Origin of the sequence: Bradyrhizobium sp. CCBAU 53421 (assembly GCF_015291625.1) — a bacterium.
Classification (GTDB): Bacteria; Pseudomonadota; Alphaproteobacteria; order Rhizobiales; family Xanthobacteraceae; genus Bradyrhizobium.
On the sequence record NZ_CP030047.1, the window covers coordinates 3,387,449 to 3,402,495 of the forward strand.

Annotated in this window: 17 protein-coding genes and 1 pseudogene; 14 read left to right on the plus strand and 4 right to left on the minus strand. The window is 61.2% G+C overall.

Features of this window, described 5'->3' with window-relative positions; all coding sequences use genetic code 11:
• Positions 1–8: 8 nt before the first annotated feature.
• A complete protein-coding gene (locus tag XH92_RS16035; RefSeq protein ID WP_176530039.1) occupies positions 9–269 on the minus strand; it encodes a hypothetical protein in 261 nt (86 codons plus the stop codon).
• Between the two features lie 180 nt (positions 270–449).
• Between XH92_RS16035 and XH92_RS16040 the strand changes: the two genes are divergently transcribed.
• Entirely contained in the window at positions 450–770 is a 321-nt protein-coding gene (locus XH92_RS16040; RefSeq protein WP_194461291.1) for a hypothetical protein, read from the plus strand.
• 100 nt (positions 771–870) lie between these two features.
• Here XH92_RS16040 and XH92_RS16045 read toward each other — a convergent pair whose 3' ends face one another.
• Positions 871–1,056: a hypothetical protein gene (locus XH92_RS16045; protein WP_194460046.1), complete on the minus strand. Its 186-nt coding sequence runs from the start codon at positions 1,054–1,056 to the stop codon at positions 871–873.
• 710 nt (positions 1,057–1,766) lie between these two features.
• Here XH92_RS16045 and XH92_RS16050 point away from each other — a divergent pair.
• From XH92_RS16050 to XH92_RS16090, 9 genes and pseudogenes are all read left to right on the plus strand, one after another.
• Positions 1,767–1,928, plus strand: coding sequence for a hypothetical protein (locus XH92_RS16050; RefSeq protein ID WP_194460047.1), 162 nt, complete (start codon positions 1,767–1,769; stop codon positions 1,926–1,928).
• Position 1,929: 1 nt separating this feature from the next.
• Entirely contained in the window at positions 1,930–2,184 is a 255-nt protein-coding gene (locus XH92_RS16055) for a hypothetical protein (protein ID WP_194460048.1), read from the plus strand.
• A 218-nt stretch (positions 2,185–2,402) separates the two neighbouring features.
• Positions 2,403–2,669, plus strand: coding sequence for a hypothetical protein (locus tag XH92_RS16060; RefSeq protein ID WP_194460049.1), 267 nt, complete (start codon positions 2,403–2,405; stop codon positions 2,667–2,669).
• A gap of 253 nt (positions 2,670–2,922) precedes the next feature.
• Positions 2,923–3,201, plus strand: coding sequence for a hypothetical protein (locus XH92_RS16065; RefSeq protein WP_194460050.1), 279 nt, complete (start codon positions 2,923–2,925; stop codon positions 3,199–3,201).
• Positions 3,202–3,726: 525 nt separating this feature from the next.
• Positions 3,727–4,200: pseudogene (locus XH92_RS16070) on the plus strand (phage terminase large subunit); the annotation flags it as partial.
• Positions 4,201–4,504: 304 nt separating this feature from the next.
• Positions 4,505–4,933 carry a GNAT family N-acetyltransferase gene (locus XH92_RS16075; RefSeq protein WP_194460052.1) on the plus strand — a complete coding sequence of 143 codons (429 nt, stop codon included), beginning with the start codon at positions 4,505–4,507 and terminating at the stop codon, positions 4,931–4,933.
• Positions 4,934–5,295: 362 nt separating this feature from the next.
• Positions 5,296–6,522 carry an acyl-CoA dehydrogenase family protein gene (locus XH92_RS16080; protein ID WP_194460053.1) on the plus strand — a complete coding sequence of 409 codons (1,227 nt, stop codon included), beginning with the start codon at positions 5,296–5,298 and terminating at the stop codon, positions 6,520–6,522.
• A gap of 10 nt (positions 6,523–6,532) precedes the next feature.
• Positions 6,533–7,087, plus strand: coding sequence for a flavin reductase family protein (locus XH92_RS16085; protein ID WP_194460054.1), 555 nt, complete (start codon positions 6,533–6,535; stop codon positions 7,085–7,087).
• Positions 7,084–7,770 (plus strand): TetR/AcrR family transcriptional regulator, encoded by a 687-nt coding sequence (locus tag XH92_RS16090; RefSeq protein WP_194460055.1) that lies wholly within the window; start codon positions 7,084–7,086, stop codon positions 7,768–7,770. Before XH92_RS16085 ends, XH92_RS16090 begins: the two co-directional genes overlap by 4 nt.
• A 6-nt stretch (positions 7,771–7,776) precedes the next feature.
• Here the strand turns inward: XH92_RS16090 and XH92_RS16095 are convergent, their stop codons facing one another.
• Together XH92_RS16095 and XH92_RS16100 are read right to left on the minus strand one after the other, a co-directional pair.
• Entirely contained in the window at positions 7,777–8,652 is an 876-nt protein-coding gene (locus XH92_RS16095; protein ID WP_194460056.1) for a polysaccharide deacetylase family protein, read from the minus strand.
• 15 nt (positions 8,653–8,667) lie between these two features.
• Positions 8,668–9,762, minus strand: a complete 1,095-nt coding sequence (locus XH92_RS16100) for an LLM class flavin-dependent oxidoreductase (RefSeq protein WP_194460057.1) — start codon at positions 9,760–9,762, stop codon at positions 8,668–8,670.
• Positions 9,763–9,929: 167 nt separating this feature from the next.
• Between XH92_RS16100 and XH92_RS16105 the strand changes: the two genes are divergently transcribed.
• The 4 genes from XH92_RS16105 to XH92_RS16120 all read left to right on the plus strand — a co-directional run bounded on the left by XH92_RS16105 (position 9,930) and on the right by XH92_RS16120 (position 14,998).
• A complete protein-coding gene (locus XH92_RS16105; protein WP_194460058.1) occupies positions 9,930–10,811 on the plus strand; it encodes a xanthine dehydrogenase family protein subunit M in 882 nt (293 codons plus the stop codon).
• A complete protein-coding gene (locus XH92_RS16110) occupies positions 10,808–11,293 on the plus strand; it encodes a (2Fe-2S)-binding protein (protein WP_194460059.1) in 486 nt (161 codons plus the stop codon). Before XH92_RS16105 ends, XH92_RS16110 begins: the two co-directional genes overlap by 4 nt.
• On the plus strand, positions 11,290–13,680 hold the full coding sequence (locus XH92_RS16115) for a xanthine dehydrogenase family protein molybdopterin-binding subunit (protein ID WP_194460060.1): 2,391 nt from the start codon (positions 11,290–11,292) through the stop codon (positions 13,678–13,680). Before XH92_RS16110 ends, XH92_RS16115 begins: the two co-directional genes overlap by 4 nt.
• Before the next feature lie 64 nt (positions 13,681–13,744).
• Positions 13,745–14,998 (plus strand): ABC transporter substrate-binding protein, encoded by a 1,254-nt coding sequence (locus XH92_RS16120; RefSeq protein ID WP_194460061.1) that lies wholly within the window; start codon positions 13,745–13,747, stop codon positions 14,996–14,998.
• Positions 14,999–15,047 lie beyond the last annotated feature (49 nt).

Below are 15,047 nucleotides of genomic sequence, written 5' to 3' on the forward strand. Positions count from 1 at the left end.
GGCGACGTCTAGCGCCGGCGCGCCGCAGCAACGCCGAGCAGAAACGCGACAAACAGGCTTGCGAGCGGCGCTTCCCGGGTGACCGCGCTCACGGTGGCGAGGACGCCGCCCGGCCGGCGCGAGGTCGCGATCGCGTCGCTGAGGCGATCGGCCGCGGCTCGAAGTCCGTCCGACACCTCCGTGATGGTGCGCGAAACGTCCGTCGCAGTGTCGATCGCCCGCTCACCGAGCGTGGGCTGAAGCGGAGACTCGGGTGTTTCAGAGCTCATGTCGTGCCGCGATTTCACTAAAAGGTGGCCGCTACCTTGGCTATCCGCGCGCGCATGTCGACAGCCACATACCGGGAAAATTCAGCAGTCGGGGATTGGTTCCACACCTCGCTTCACATCGGGAACCGGAAACTTATGTGCCGGTCGCGGCTTGTCTCCGTGGAGGAGACGATGATGACGATGCAGGCGCATGGCATATCGGATGGCCACCCGGTCAAAGATCGAAGCTCGGCCAAGGATCGAAATCGGCACGGTGGCACGCCGCTGTTGGTTGCAGCCGTGGTCGCGATCCTAGGCGTGCTCGGCATGTTGATCGTCGACCATGGTCCCTGGAGCAAGCCGAAGGTACAGCCGGCCGCTTCCGCCAACTATTCAACGACGGGCGAGGCGGCCCGCGCGGCGGGCGCAAAGGTGATGCCGACCGAGCCGAAGGCGCCGATCGAACCAGCTCCTCCAGGTCCGAAGCCCGCTCAACCGGCAAACCCGAATCTGCCGCAATAGATGCGGGGCGTTCTTGAGAACCGCTTCCAACGCAAAGCGCAGCAATTGACTCGTCGGGCAAATCAGCGGCACAAACGATGGTCGGAATACTGCGGGACGATCAGCGAACGCTGACAAGCATGCCCCACGCTGCGGCAAATCCCGCACCGACGAGAACCAGCACCGGGCTATCGCAGAAGATGCCGCCATACTGGCACATCGTGGTCCCGAGTGATCCGATCTGATGATGGCCCGCGGCGTAGAACATGCCGGACAGGACCGCGAGCACGGCAGCAACGAAATACATCGACGCTCCTCCTTGCAATCAAACTGCGGCGCGGGTCAACCGACGCGAGCCAAAACTGTCCTGATGTCGATCCAACGTCGTGAGCCGCTTGCCCACTTGACGCGTCGGGCAACTCAGCGGCACACTGGCATCATCGCAACAAGCATACGGCGATCGGCGCCCGGCTCATGTCGCGATTCCAGATCATGCATCGACTTTCGATCAGGGCGGTTTCTCATCGTCGAAGTCGACGCATCACATTTTACCGATCGCATTTAGCTCGTAAAAACGTTTGACACGTCGGGCAACTCAGGGGCATAATCCGAAAATCAGAAATTGTTGAGCCCGCGCGGAGCAATCCGCGGCGGGCTTTTTCTTTGCCGTTTCACCAATCGGACGGCGGCCGCAACGTCACGACGCCACATCCCCCAGCCCGTCGCCTGCGCGTCGCTAGCGAGCCGCCGTCCGAACCCATTGAAACGAGCACGAAATTGGCCGGTGCGCGCGAACGCGCCGGTCCAGCGGCGCGGCGAAAGCCGGCGCCGCCAGCGGCCCCATTCGTCAGGGATAAGGTTCGCGCCCCAAAGATCGCCGCCCGCTGCGCGATCTGCCGCACATTCATTCCATGGCCGTCTCAACGCGCTGACGGCCGATCAACGAGGTTGCATGACCGCTCATCTGATATCGCTCGCGCTCGCGGGCCTGATCGCCATTGCATTGTCGGAGTTTGCATGAGCGCCGAGATCATACAATTCATCCCCCGTCCGCGCCACGAAGGCGAACGAACTGATTTTCCCACGATCGCATTTCGCTCGGTGTTGCCCGACCCTGACACGAATGATGTGGACACGGCTCCGAGCGAATATCTCCCGTCTGATTGGGAGGAGAAATAGCTTGGCGAAGACGATCACCCAGATCCGCTCACTCGCGCGGAGCCATACGATGAGCGCACTCAATGCGCTGGTTGGCGTGATGCGATCAACCAGCGCCACTCCGGCTGCCCGCGTCTCCGCGGCCAACGCCATCCTCGATCGCGGCTGGGGCAAGGCGCCGCAGGCGATCGAAAACGGTGACGGAGCGCTCGAACTTGTGCACCGCATCGAGCGCGTCATCGTCGCTCCCGAGGAGGTTGAGGGCGAGGATGCCTGAGAGCTGCGGCCGCAGTTCACCGGACCCAACGGATGGCTTGAATTGCTTTGTCGAAGGTCTTTCCCAAACGTTCAATCACGCCATCGAGAGCCCGGGCCGCTATCGTGGCCACTCGCGGCATCGTGTGCCCGGTACAGCGGGGGGCTCTTACCTGCGTGCTAGCCGGTATGATATCAATCATGGCGTGTCCAAGCAGAGCGCGCGATGGCGAGGGGCCAATGTGGATTGTCCAAGATTTTGTTGCGATGTTCCTCTATTTCGTCGTTAACGTGATTGGATACACTGTGGCGCGGCTCATTTTGCCAGTCGTCTCGTTGGGACGAATTCGGGTGGCCGCCTATGGTTGTGACGAAGGAGAGTCTGGTTGGTTGGGCGGCCGGCGCGACGGCTTTGGGAGGCTGGAGCTAGGAGCGGGCGTCGCCAGCGGGATCGGCCTTGTTATCCGCGCGCTCTATCTGGCAGCGGTTTTATGGTTCGTGGGGTGACGTAGCGGGTCTAGTTGGGCAGCCCGTTTCGTATTTTTTGCGAAGCGATACTGGACGTCCAGATCAAACGACTGAACTGTTCCGGCAGTTTTGCGGCGATCGCGCATTGTGGCGCTGATCGCCTCGACGGGCATTTTCATCCCAAGATATCAGAGCTTTCGAAGCGACGCGCCGACGGTTCCGGAAACGGGCAATTGCTCCGCGCTATTTTGTGGGATTTTTCCGGTGCCTCTAGCTGAAGTGGAGATTACTTGTGTGGCAATTGTTCTTGGATGAGTTCGCCAGGCGGTTGGTATTGCAAGCTGTGAAGGGCGAGGGTTGGAAGGCATTCCAAAAGCTCTTCCGTAATAATCTGAGCAAGCCGGAAGCGTATGCTGACCGGATTAAGCGGGAGTTCGGTATTAGTGATTATCCCCAAGCGCGGGCTCTCTATGATTCAAACCCTGCCTATTGGGAAGCTCTCTACGGCAGCGATCCGCTGAATTCGCGTAGTTCATCCTGCGTCTCCTGCGCGCAGCTTGTTTCCGCGTGAGGCCGCGGCGCGCGATCCGGGCTATGATTATCTCGGGCCATCGCCAAGCCATTCCGGTGCCTTCGGCCGGTTCGGCACTGGCGGGCAGCTTTCGGCGGGATCGGCTACATCGTCGCGACCACTTTACGAGACGCAGTCATTCGTTGCGCCGCATGAGCCATTTCGACGGAGGAGCGCCGGCCGTGCCGTTCGTTCCGTCGACTCCGATTCCGCAGGTGGGGCGGCCCGCGACATTCGACGAGCGCTTCGGGGCTTTTGCGGGCACGCCTTCGGCTTCGACCAGAGCGGTGGGCCCGTCCAGTGGACAGCCGATGCGATATCTGCCGCCGTCGGTGTTTGGTATTCGGGAGACATCCAGCGCGGCAGAATGGCAATCTGAACGCCTGGCTTGCCGACCTGATCAGGGCGCGCCCTCGTCAATGATCATTCAAGCGATATGATCGCGGCTCGCTATCGGGTGGGCGAGCAAGCCGTCGTGCATTACCGAGAGCAGCCTTGTCGATCCTGAAAATTCCAACCGCAAAAGTGTTCGAGCCGCTGTTGCAGCCGGCGCGATACAAGGGAGCATTCGGCGGCCGAGGGTCGGGAAAGTCGCATTTCTTCGGCGAACTCCTGGTCGAGATGTGTCAGGCCGAGCGCGGTACGCTCGCGGTTTGCATCCGCGAGGCGCAGCGGACGCTGGCGCAATCGTCGAAGCGGCTGATCGAAAGCAAGATTGCGTCGCTTGGCGTCGGCCAGGGGTTCAAGACCTATTCGGACAGGATCGCGACGCCCGGTGACGGCGTGGTGATCTTCCGGGGCATGCGGGATCACACGGCGGACTCGATAAAAAGTCTCGAGGGGTTCAAGGTCGCCTGGATCGACGAGGCGCAATCGCTGAGCGCGCATAGCCTCGCCTTGTTGCGGCCGACGATCCGTGCGCCGGGCTCTGAATTGTGGGCGAGCTGGAATCCGCGACGGAAGTCCGATGCGATCGATGACTTCCTTCGGGTACGCCTGCCGCCCGGAGCAATCGTCGTTAATGCGAACTGGCGCGACAATCCGTGGTTTCCGGCCGTGCTCGATGAAGAATTGCGCGCGGACTTCCAGCACCTCCGGCGGTGGCGAAAGAGCGTAGAGCAGGCGCAAAGCTACACTTTCAAGGCAGTGATCACCGTGATCGCCACCGGATTCGTCGGCGCAGTCTGGTTGGGTATCAAGGCCACGCTTGGAAAGTAATCGGTGTTGCGGGGAGCGAGCGCATCTCCCTCCAGACGGGAGAGCCAGGTACCTTGACGGGCAATAGAATCTCGAGGTGTGGAGAATGTACAGGATACGCGAGGTTGATCCGCAGGACGAGGAGGTCTCGGATGCGCTCGCCGAGCTGCATCAGCTGACCTTCTGCGATGGGACTCGTGTGCCCGACTTCGAGCAGGGGTATTGGTGGATTGCCTTCCGTGGGCTGAAGCCGATTGCATTCGCGGGTGTCGTTCCGTCAACCCATGTTGCCAACGCCGGATATCTGTGCCGCGTCGGGGTCGTGATGCAGCATTGCGGCCACGGCCTGCAGGTGCGGCTTACTCGGGCGCTGGAAGCGCGAGCGCGGCGAGCCGGCTGGAAAGCGATCGTTTCGGATACGACGGACAATCGTTACTCGGCGAACAACTTCATTCGCCGGGGGTATCGGCTGTTCGAACCTGCCTCGCCCTGGGCATGGCAGCATACGCTGTATTGGCGGAAGGAGCTCGTCTAGATTCCGCGTGGTGAATTAGATCGTTGCCGACAGCCTGACAACGTGGAGCGCCCGGTGGTCGATTGGCTACCGGGCTCCTCGGCGTTTCCGGTTCGTAGGCAGCCCCTTTGGCAAGCCACGGTCGCTGGCCAGCACCGCGCATCAAGTCATGGGCGGGAGAATGCTGGAATGCCCTTTCCCGCGCGGACGAAGCATGGCTGAGAGCGTTCCGTCACTGGACGCCGGTGGTAGCAATTGAGAGTTCGGCGCTTCGAATTCGCCGGATGGAGGCTTGCGCGTCTTGATCTCTGGTGATCGCTCGATAAACTGAGCCGATCGGCCCGGTTGTGCGAATGTTTGGAGATTGAACGAAGGAAGAGACCATGGTTGAGGTTGGCCGCGGGCTCGACGCGAAGGTGCCGCCAGGCCCCGATATGGATCGCTATTCGGTCATGGTTGCACGAGCTAGGGCGCTTGTTCCGCTCTTGCGCGAACGGGCACAGCGGACCGAAGACCTGCGCCGCTTGCCGCCCGAGACCGAGCGAGATTTGCACGATTGTGGGCTTTTCCGAATCCTGCAGCCCAAACGCGTCGGGGGCAGCGAGCTCGATTATGTTGCGCTGGTCGATTGCGCCGACGCCCTGGGGCAGGGCGACGCCTCGGTCTCCTGGAACTTTGCCAATCTTGCGAGCCACCACTGGATGCTGGGTATGTTCGCGCCCGAGGCGCAGAGCGCCGTGTGGGACGACAATCCCGATACGCTGATAGCATCTTCCTTTGTGTTCCCGGCAGGTCGAGCCAGGAAGACAAGCGGCGGATATATGCTGAGCGGTCATTGGCCGTTCTCGTCCGGGGTAGAAGCATGCGGGTGGAACATGCTCGCGAGCGTAGTTGCCTCGGATGATGAGGCTGACGGCGTCGAGTATCGGCTGTTCCTGCTCAACAAACGCGACTACAGCATCGACGACACTTGGAACGCGGCGGGCCTGCGCGGAACAGGATCGAACGATGTGCGGGTAACCGACGCATTCGTTCCCGAGCACATGACCGTTGCCGTCAGCGATCTTGCCGGCGGCGCAACGCCAGGCAGTGTCGCTGATCCGAATGCGCTCTACATGCTTCCGGTTTTCTCGTTGTTTCCCTACGTGCTGTCTGGTGTCGGTCTGGGGAATGCCCAGGCTTGCCTTGACGATTACGTCGAGATCGCGCGCCACCGCGCCTCAACATATAACCGGGCTAAGATCGGTGACCTGCAGAGCACACAGATCAAGATTGCCGAGGCATCCGCGAAAGTAGATGCAGCGCGGCTGATCATGCGCACGAATTGCATTGAGGTGCTTGCGGAGGTCCGGCGTGGCGAGATCCCGAGCATTGCGGCGAAGACGAAGCTCCGGCGCGATGGCGCGTTCGCGGTCAATCTATGTACCGAGGCGGTGTCACTGCTATTTGCAGCGAGCGGGGCGCGCAGCTTGTTTAGCTCGGGTGCATTGCAGCGCCAATTCCGCGATGCACACGCGGTGAACTCACACCTTGCCTTCAACTTCGACGCGGCGGGCACCAATTACGGGCGGGTGGCTCTTGGGTTGCCGTCTGAAAACCTGACGCTTTGAGGCTGGCCGGATGTCCGACTCACCCAAACATCCGCCGGATCCGGCCAGTGAGCTCGCAAGCGACGGTTCGACGATCGATCCTCGTGACTTCCGCAGTGCGCTCGGTACGTTTGCAACCGGTGTGACGATCGTGACCGCGATGTCGGCCGAAGGACGGCCGTACGGAATTACTTGCAATTCCTTTGCGTCGGTGTCGCTTAATCCGCCACTGGTGCTGTGGAGCCTGGGGATGTTTTCGCAGGGACTGCCGATCTTCCAGAATGCCAGCCATTTCACGGTCAATGTTCTCGACATGTCACAGCAGACGTTGGCGACGCAGTTTGCCAGGTCGTCGGGTGACAAGTTCGCGGGTGTGAGCTGGAAACCAGGTCTTGGGAATGCCCCTGTGCTTGACGGTGTGGTCGCTAATTTTCAATGCCGTGCCGCCAACCGCTACTACGGGGGAGATCATGTCATTTTCCTGGGAGCGGTGGAAGCGTACGCCTACAACCGGAACAATCCGCTGTTGTTCGCGCGGGGAGGTTTTGGCCGGTTCCAGGCTGACGATGATGGCAACGCATCATGAACCGAAAGACACCCGCCAAGCGAGCACATGCCAAGCAGAAGCGGTTATCAGCCGACGATCGTCGCAGTGAATTCGTCACCAAGGCAACCGAGCTCTTTGCCGAGGAAGGGTTTGGCGGGGGTACGCGTGCCTTGGCGCGCAAGCTCGGCGTAACCCAGCCGCTGCTTTATCGCTACTTTCCGAGCAAGGATGATCTCATCAAGGAGGTCTACCGCAAGGTCTATCTGGAGCCCTTGGAGATCGGTTGGGAGAAATTGCTCTCGGATCGGTCGCGTCCGATTCGTGTGCGGCTGCAGGAATTCTACGAAGTTTATACGGATGCGATCTTCAACCGCAGATGGCTCAGAATCTATCTCTACTCCGGCCTGAAGGGACTCGATATCAACCGTTGGTATGTCGGCATGGTCAAGGACAAGATATTGACGCGCATTCTCAGGGAATGCCGCTACGACGCCGGCCTCGCGACCCAAAGCAGGCCCAGCGCCGCCGAACTGGAGCTGGCCTGGGTGTTTCACGGCGGGATCTTCTATTACGGCGTGCGCAAGTACATCTACGAAGCGCCCGTCCTCGAGGACAAGGCGCAGATGATCAGTGATGCGCTGGATATCTTCCTTGCGGGATTTGAGAGGATGGCGGAAAGCGCGACCGACCGTCGACGAGCGCCGATCAAAATCGTCGGTTGAGCCGCGCTACCTTACCGCCATCTGATCCCGATACCAATCTCCAATCTGGCTCGCTGTCATCAGCGCTACGCCATCATGGCCGATGACGTAATCGAGCAGGGCCTCCAGGTACTTGATTCGATGCGGCACCCCCGTGATGTAGGGATGCACCGAGATCGCCATGATCCGCGCGTTCTCGGCGCCTTCGAGATACAGCCGATCGAACTGGTCGGTACAGCGCGTCAGGAACTGCTCCGATGGGAGGTGCTGCAGCGCGTGAATGACAATGTCGTTGGTCTCGACGGAATAGGGAATCGTGGTCACAGTTCCGTACGGCGTGGCGATATCCTGCGGAAGATCGTCGATTACCCAGTCGGCCACATATTCAATCCCGTTGAGGCGCAGCAGTTCGAGTGTTTCTTCGGTCTCCGTCAAGCCCGGGCTTTCCCATGATCGCGGTGCCTTTCCAGTAAATCCAGCAATTGTGTCGACCGCACGCTTGATCGCGTCCGCCTGGTTCTCGACCTTGTGCATCGGGCCCTGGACAAAGCCGTGTCCCATGAATTCGAAGCCCGCTTCGCGCGCCGCCGACGCCACGCGTGGATAGCTGTTGCAGACGTTTGCATTCGTGGCCAGCGTCACCGGTATCTTTCGGTCGGTGAGGGCCTTGAATTGCCGCCAGAAGCCGGCGCGCATGCCGTATTCGTGCCACGACCAGTTCGGCACGTCAGGCAACAGTGGCTGGCCCATCGGTGGACTCAGCACGGTGCGTGGCATCGCATTTTCGATACGCCATTCCTCGACATTGAGGATGACCCAGACGGCGAGTTTCTTGCCATCGGGCAATGTCAGTTTCGGTCGGTCGACCTGAGCCTGGTACGGAATACGATCAGTGAAAGCCACGTTGAAGTTCCCTGGTCACGCGGATGATCCGGCGGCGGCGTTGATCTGTGGCAAGACCTTCTCGGCCATCAGGATCATCGATTGACGACCAAGCTCGCGATCCTTCCAGTCCTTACCGGCATAGAGCAAGGTTCCGAAGATGCCGATCTCTTCCTGGAACATCAGCAGCTGGTCGGCCACGCTTTCGGGTGTGCCGTAGATGATCAGCCTGTCGCAGATCGACTCGAGGGTGACCTCCGAGTCCGGTTGATCCCGTCGTGTCTTGAACAATTCGAGCCGGCCGCTGCGTTTCAGTTTCGTGAACAGCTGGTGATAATAGTACACGTAGGGACTGTCAGGCGACGTGGCATAGGCCCTCGCCGTTGCTGCGTCTTTTGCCACGAACACGCTCTTGGCGACACGCCAATTGGCGGTGTCGACGACCCGGTTCACACGCTCGCAACCCTCGACATATTTGGGCCAGTGGCTCTTCACCCAGGCAGGCATCAGGAAGTTCGCCGAGATCGGATCCCAGCCGCGCGCCGCGGCTTCCGTGACGCCCTTCGAGAATGGCGCAACCGCGGTCACCACGATCGGTGGGTGAGGGGTCTGCAGGGGGCGAGCCACGATTCCCTGGCCGATGTCCTCGATCAGAGTTTTCTTGACCGAGACATTCCAATATTTGCCTTGCAGATCATACGGCGGCGTCCGCGCCCAGATTTCGAGGACCTGGTTGATCGCCTCGAGGAACATCGCATTGCGGTCGGCATCGAGATTGCCGAAAACTTCCGCGTCAGACAGCAATCCCCCCGGGCTAATTCCAAGAATGAAGCGGCCATCAAGCATGTGATCGAGCATGGCGACGGAAGCGGCGACCGATGCCGGATGAGTGTTCGGCATGTTGATGGTACCGGTTCCAAGCTTGATCTGCCTGGTTGCGGCCGCGAGCCAGGCAATGAAGGCGATACTCGAGGTGATGTTCTCGGCTTTGTCGGTGACATGTTCGCCGACATATGCCTCGGTGAACCCGAGCTCATCCGCGAGCAGGAAGGCTTCACGATCCTCCCGGAGCGATTGCCGCCAATCCTTCTCGAGAGGATGGATCGGCATCGTAAAGAAGCCGAGCTTCATGATCCGCCTCCCTGCGCGTTGAACTTTAGTTGGCCAGGAACCTGCGACCTTCCCGTGCCGAAGACAAGCCCTGCCGCACAAATAATCACTCGATAAACAAGCTTGACCTTTGAATAGGGCGGCCCTCTAATCGGGCAAACCAAAATTGGCCGGGAGGCCACGCCCGCATGAAAGCCGCGGCTTTCGCCTACGCCCGCGCGACCAGCGTCGTGAATGCGCTGGAGCTGCTTGCTGCGCATGGTGACAGGGCGAAGGTTCTGTCGGGTGGCCAGAGCCTGATGCCGGCGATGAACCTGCGGCTTTTGTCTCCCGACGTTCTGGTGGATATTGGCGGTCTTGCCGAGTTACGTGGCATCGCGGTGAGAGGAAACCTGCTGGTCGTTGGCGCGCTGACCAGGCATGTCGATTTGCTCAGATCGCCGGAGATTGCGCTGCACGCGCCGCTATTGCGCGATGCCGTTGCCCACGTTGCTCATCCCGCAATCCGCAATCGCGGGACGATTGGCGGCAGCCTCGCGCACGCCGATCCGGCATCGGAACTGCCGGCCTGTGTTGTCGCACTCGGTGCCACGATCGTTGTTCGTGGCCCGGCCGGTGAGCGCCGGATTGCTGCGCCGGAGTTTTTCAAGGGAATCTACGAGACGGCGCTGTCGCCGGACGAGTTACTGGTCGCGGTCGAGGTGCCGGTCGCAGGCAACGGCGCGTCATTCTTCTTTCAGGAGTATGCCCGGCGGCATGGTGACTATGCCGTCGTTGGTCTCGCCGCGCGTGCTGTTGTTGCCGCCGGCAGGTTCTCGGATCTTCGGCTCGGCTTCTTTGCCGTTGGCGACCGACCGCTGCTCGCAGCGGCCGCCGGGAAGCTGATCAACGCATCCGTGACATCTGCTTTGCTCGCGGAGGCGGCGACAGCGCTGGCTGATGAGCTCGATCCGCAGGAAGATCAGCAGGCGAGCCCGGCGATGCGACGATACCTCGCCGTAGTCTTGCTGCGGCGCTGCGTGGCTGCGTTACTGGCGCGGCCCGAACTGGAAGCAGGAGTGACCAGGTGAGCGCTCCGGTGCCCATTTCACTTCTTGTCAACGGCGAGCGCATCGATGCCTTTGTCCTGCCGCGGCTCAACCTCGCCGATTTCCTCCGCGAAAATCTCAAGCTGACTGGAACCCATGTCGGTTGCGAGCACGGCGTTTGCGGTGCGTGTACCGTGCGGATCGATGGTGAGATCGTTCGCTCCTGCCTGATGCTGGCGGTCCAGGCGGAGGGGACGTCGGTCGAGACAGTCGAGGGGTTGTCCGACAGCGGCGAAATCGCCGACCTTCAGGCGGCATTTCGCGAACGTAACGCATTGCAGTGCGGTTACTGTACGCCTGGGATGCTGATGACGGCGCAAGACTTGCTGAAGCATTTTCCCGCGCCTGATCGCCAGGCGATCCGCGAGCACCTCTCCGGCAATTATTGCCGCTGCACTGGTTATCAGGCCATCGTGGATGCCGTGGAGGCAACGGCCAAGAGGCGCGCGGAGCAGCGTGTATGACCGAGACCCGTGCCCCAGCAGAGGCACTTTCAGTGCTCGATCGCCCGAATTCCTATATCGGCAAGACGGTGCCGCGGCCGAACCTCGACAGGCTGCTGCAAGGGCGCGGACAATACGTCAGCGACCTGGAATTGCCCCGGATGGCGCACGTGGTCTTCCTGCGGTCGCCCCATGCCCACGCCAGAATCGTGGCGATCGACGCCGGCCCGGCGCGGCGCATGTCAGGCGTCATTGCCATCGTCACGGGTCGCGAGCTCGAGGCCGTCATCACGCCGTGGGTAGGTGTGCTTTCGCACCTGAAGGGATTGAAGTCGGCGCCGCAGCACGCGATCGCGGTCGACCGCGCCTGTTGGCAGGGTGAGGCAGTCGCGGCGATTGTCGCAACCAGCCGTGCGGCAGCTGAAGATGCCATGGAGCATGTCGTCGTCGACTACGAGGAACTCGCAGCGATCACGGACATGTGCACCGCACTCGATCCGGCAACGCCGGTCATTCACGCTTCGCTCGGTGACAATCTTGCCTTTGAACGGACGCTTGATGCCGGCGATGTCGACCAGGCATTGTCGGATTCCGAGGTCGTCGAGGCCGAATTTGTGTTCGGGCGCCACACCGGCGTGACGCTTGAACCGCGGGCGGTGGTTGCCGACTGGAATGCAGCCGACGCGCGGCTCACGATCTATCAGGGCACGCAGGCACCTCACATGGTGCAGAATATCGCGGCGCTGCATCTCGGGCTAAGGGAAGCGCAGGTCCGGGTGGTCTGCAAGGACGTCGGCGGCTCGTTCGGCATCAAGGTCCACATCTACGCCGACGAAATGGCGACCTATGCGCTGTCGAAGCTGCTGCGGCGGCCGATCAAATTCGTGGCCGACCGTGTCGAGAGCTTCAACACGGACATTCACGCCCGCGATCATCGATGCAGGGGCCGGATCGGTGTCCGGCCGGACGGCACCATCACGGCCTTCGAGATCGACGACCTGACGGGGATCGGTCCCTATTCGATGTATCCGCGCACTAGCGCCATCGAGGCCAATCAGGTAGTCAATCTGGTTGGCGGGCCATATGTCACGGCGAACTATCGAGCGCGAGCGCGGGTCGTCTTCCAGAACAAGAACGTGATGTGTCAGTACCGGGCGGTCGGGCACCCGATCGCCTGTTCCGTCACTGAAGGCCTGGTTGACCTTGCCGCGGCGAAGATCGGCATGGATCCCGTCGAAATCCGCCGCCGCAACCTGATCGCCGACAACGCATATCCCTGTGCATCGCCCTCGGGCATGAAGTTCGAGCAGCTTTCGCACCACGCCACGTTGACCAAGCTGCTTCAGATGATGGACTACGATGCATTGCGTGCGGAGCAAGCGGCTTTGCGCGCCAGAAACGTTCACCGCGGCATCGGAATCGCGAGCTTCATCGAGGTGACCAATCCCAGCGCCGCCTTCTACGGTGTCGGCGGCGCAAGAATTTCATCGCAGGACGGCGTTGCTGTTCGGCTCGACGCGCAAGGCTCGGTGATCTGCCAGACCAGCATCACGGAGCAGGGGCAGGGCTCGGAATCGCTGACTGCCCAGATCGTGGGCAGCGTGCTGGGCGTTTCGATGGAACGGGTCCGCGTCATCCTGGGCGACACCGACAATACGCCCTATGGCGGCGGCACTTGGGCCTCGCGCGGCGCCGGCATTGGCGGCGAAGCCGCGTTGCAGGCCGCCAAGGCTCTGCGCCAGAATATTCTGGATGTCGCCGCGGCCATCCTGCAATCGTCGCCGGCCGGGCTCGATATCGTCAACAACAGCATCGTCAATGCTGACGACGGTACGCCACGCATCGAGCTCAACGAGCTGGCGCGGATCGTCTATTTTCGTCCGGACACCCTCCCGCCAGGCATCCAGCCTGAATTGATGGCGACCCGACATTTCGTGCCGCGCCAGTATCCCTTTGCGTTCACCAATGGGGTTCAGGCCTCATGGCTCGAGGTCGATACCGAGACCGGGTTCGTGAAGCTGCTGAAGCATTGGGTGGTCGAGGACTGCGGCACCATCATCAACCCGCAACTGGTCGACGAGCAGATCCGGGGCGGGGTCGTGCAGGGCCTCGGTGCGGCGCTGTTCGAGAAATGCATCTATGACGAGCGCGGTCAGCTGACCAATGCCAACATGGCGGACTACCTCGTCCCGATGTCTGGCGAGATGCCCGATATCGAGGTTGGCCACGTCGTGTCTCCGACGCAGGAATCGGAGCTGGGTGCCAAAGGGGCAGGCGAGGCAGGGACAGCCGGCGCGGCAGCTGCGGTTGCCAACGCCGTTAACGACGCGCTACGGCCGTTCGGCACAATAATTACCGAGATTCCGCTCACGCCTCAGGTTATCCTGACGGCCTTGGGACGGATCTGAGTGGAGACGTTCCGGGCAACGACACGATAAGCAAAGCACAGACAGTTCTTGGGGAGGAATAGTCATGACGAACAAGGTCGCTAAGATTGGGTCGATATCGCGGCGTCGTCTGCTGACGACGGCAAGCGCCGGCGCCGCTCTCGCCGTCTCGCCTTTTCGCATCAATCTGCTCCAGGCCGAGGAAGCACCCATCAAGATCGGTTTCCCCGTTCCCTTGACCGGTCCGTATGGCGCCGAGGCCCAGGACCAGGTGCGGGCGGGTCAGCTGGCCGTCGCCCAGTTCAACGATGCCGGCGGTCTCAACGGCCGCAAGGCCGAGCTCGTCGTACGCGACGACAAGCTCAATCCCGGTGAGGCGGCGACGCGGACATTGGAGCTCGTCGAGAAGGAGAAGGTGAATTTCGTCGTCGGCAGTCTGTCCGCGGCGGTTCAGCTTGCGATCAACAACGTTACCAAAGAGCGCGGCGTCATCTTCAATTCGATCAGCCAATCCGACGCCATCAACGAGGCGGCCGACTTCAGCAAATTTACGTTCCACGAAGCGCTGAACCCGCACATGACGTCAGGCGCGGTCGGCCGCTATGCCTTCGCCAAATTCGGCAAGAAGGTTGCTTTTCTGACGGCGGACTATGCCTACGGTCACGAAATGGTTCGCGGCTTCCTCGAGGTCGGCAAGGAATTCAACATCGAGAACCTCGGCGACATCCGCCATCCGTTGGGAACGACTGATTTCTCGACCCTTTTGCCGCGGCTCCAGGCGCTGAAACCTGACATTCTCTGCATCAGCAATTTCGGCCGGGACCAGCAGATCGCGCTGAAACAGGCAACCGACTTCGGCATCAAGAAGTCGATCCAGATCATCGCACCATTGCTCTCCCATGCCAGCCGCGTCGCGGCGGGTCCCCAGGCATTCGAAGGCGTCGTCGGCGGCTGCTCGTTCTATTGGGGCATCGAGGACAAGTTCGCCTCGACCAAGGCGTTCAATGACGCCTTCCGCAAGATGTACGACGGCAAGCTGCCGACCGACTATGGCGCGCTCGGCTACGGCGGTGTTCGGACCGTGCTGGAGGCGGTCAAGGGCGCCGGCAGCGGGGAGACCGAGAAGGTCGTCGCTGCATTGGAAGTCCTCAAGTACGACTACTACAAGGGGCCGCAATACTATCGCAAATGCGATCACCAGTCGGTGCAGTCGGTGCTCGTGATCAAGTCGAAGTCCAAGGACCTGAAGAACGAGTCCGATGTGTTCGAGGTCCTGTCGACCGAAGAACCCAATGAGAAGTACCTGCGCAGCTGCGAAGCGCTCGGCCGCAAGGCCTGAGAGCTTACGACGGCGCGTACCGCGGGCCGGTGCGCGCCGTGTTGAGGGG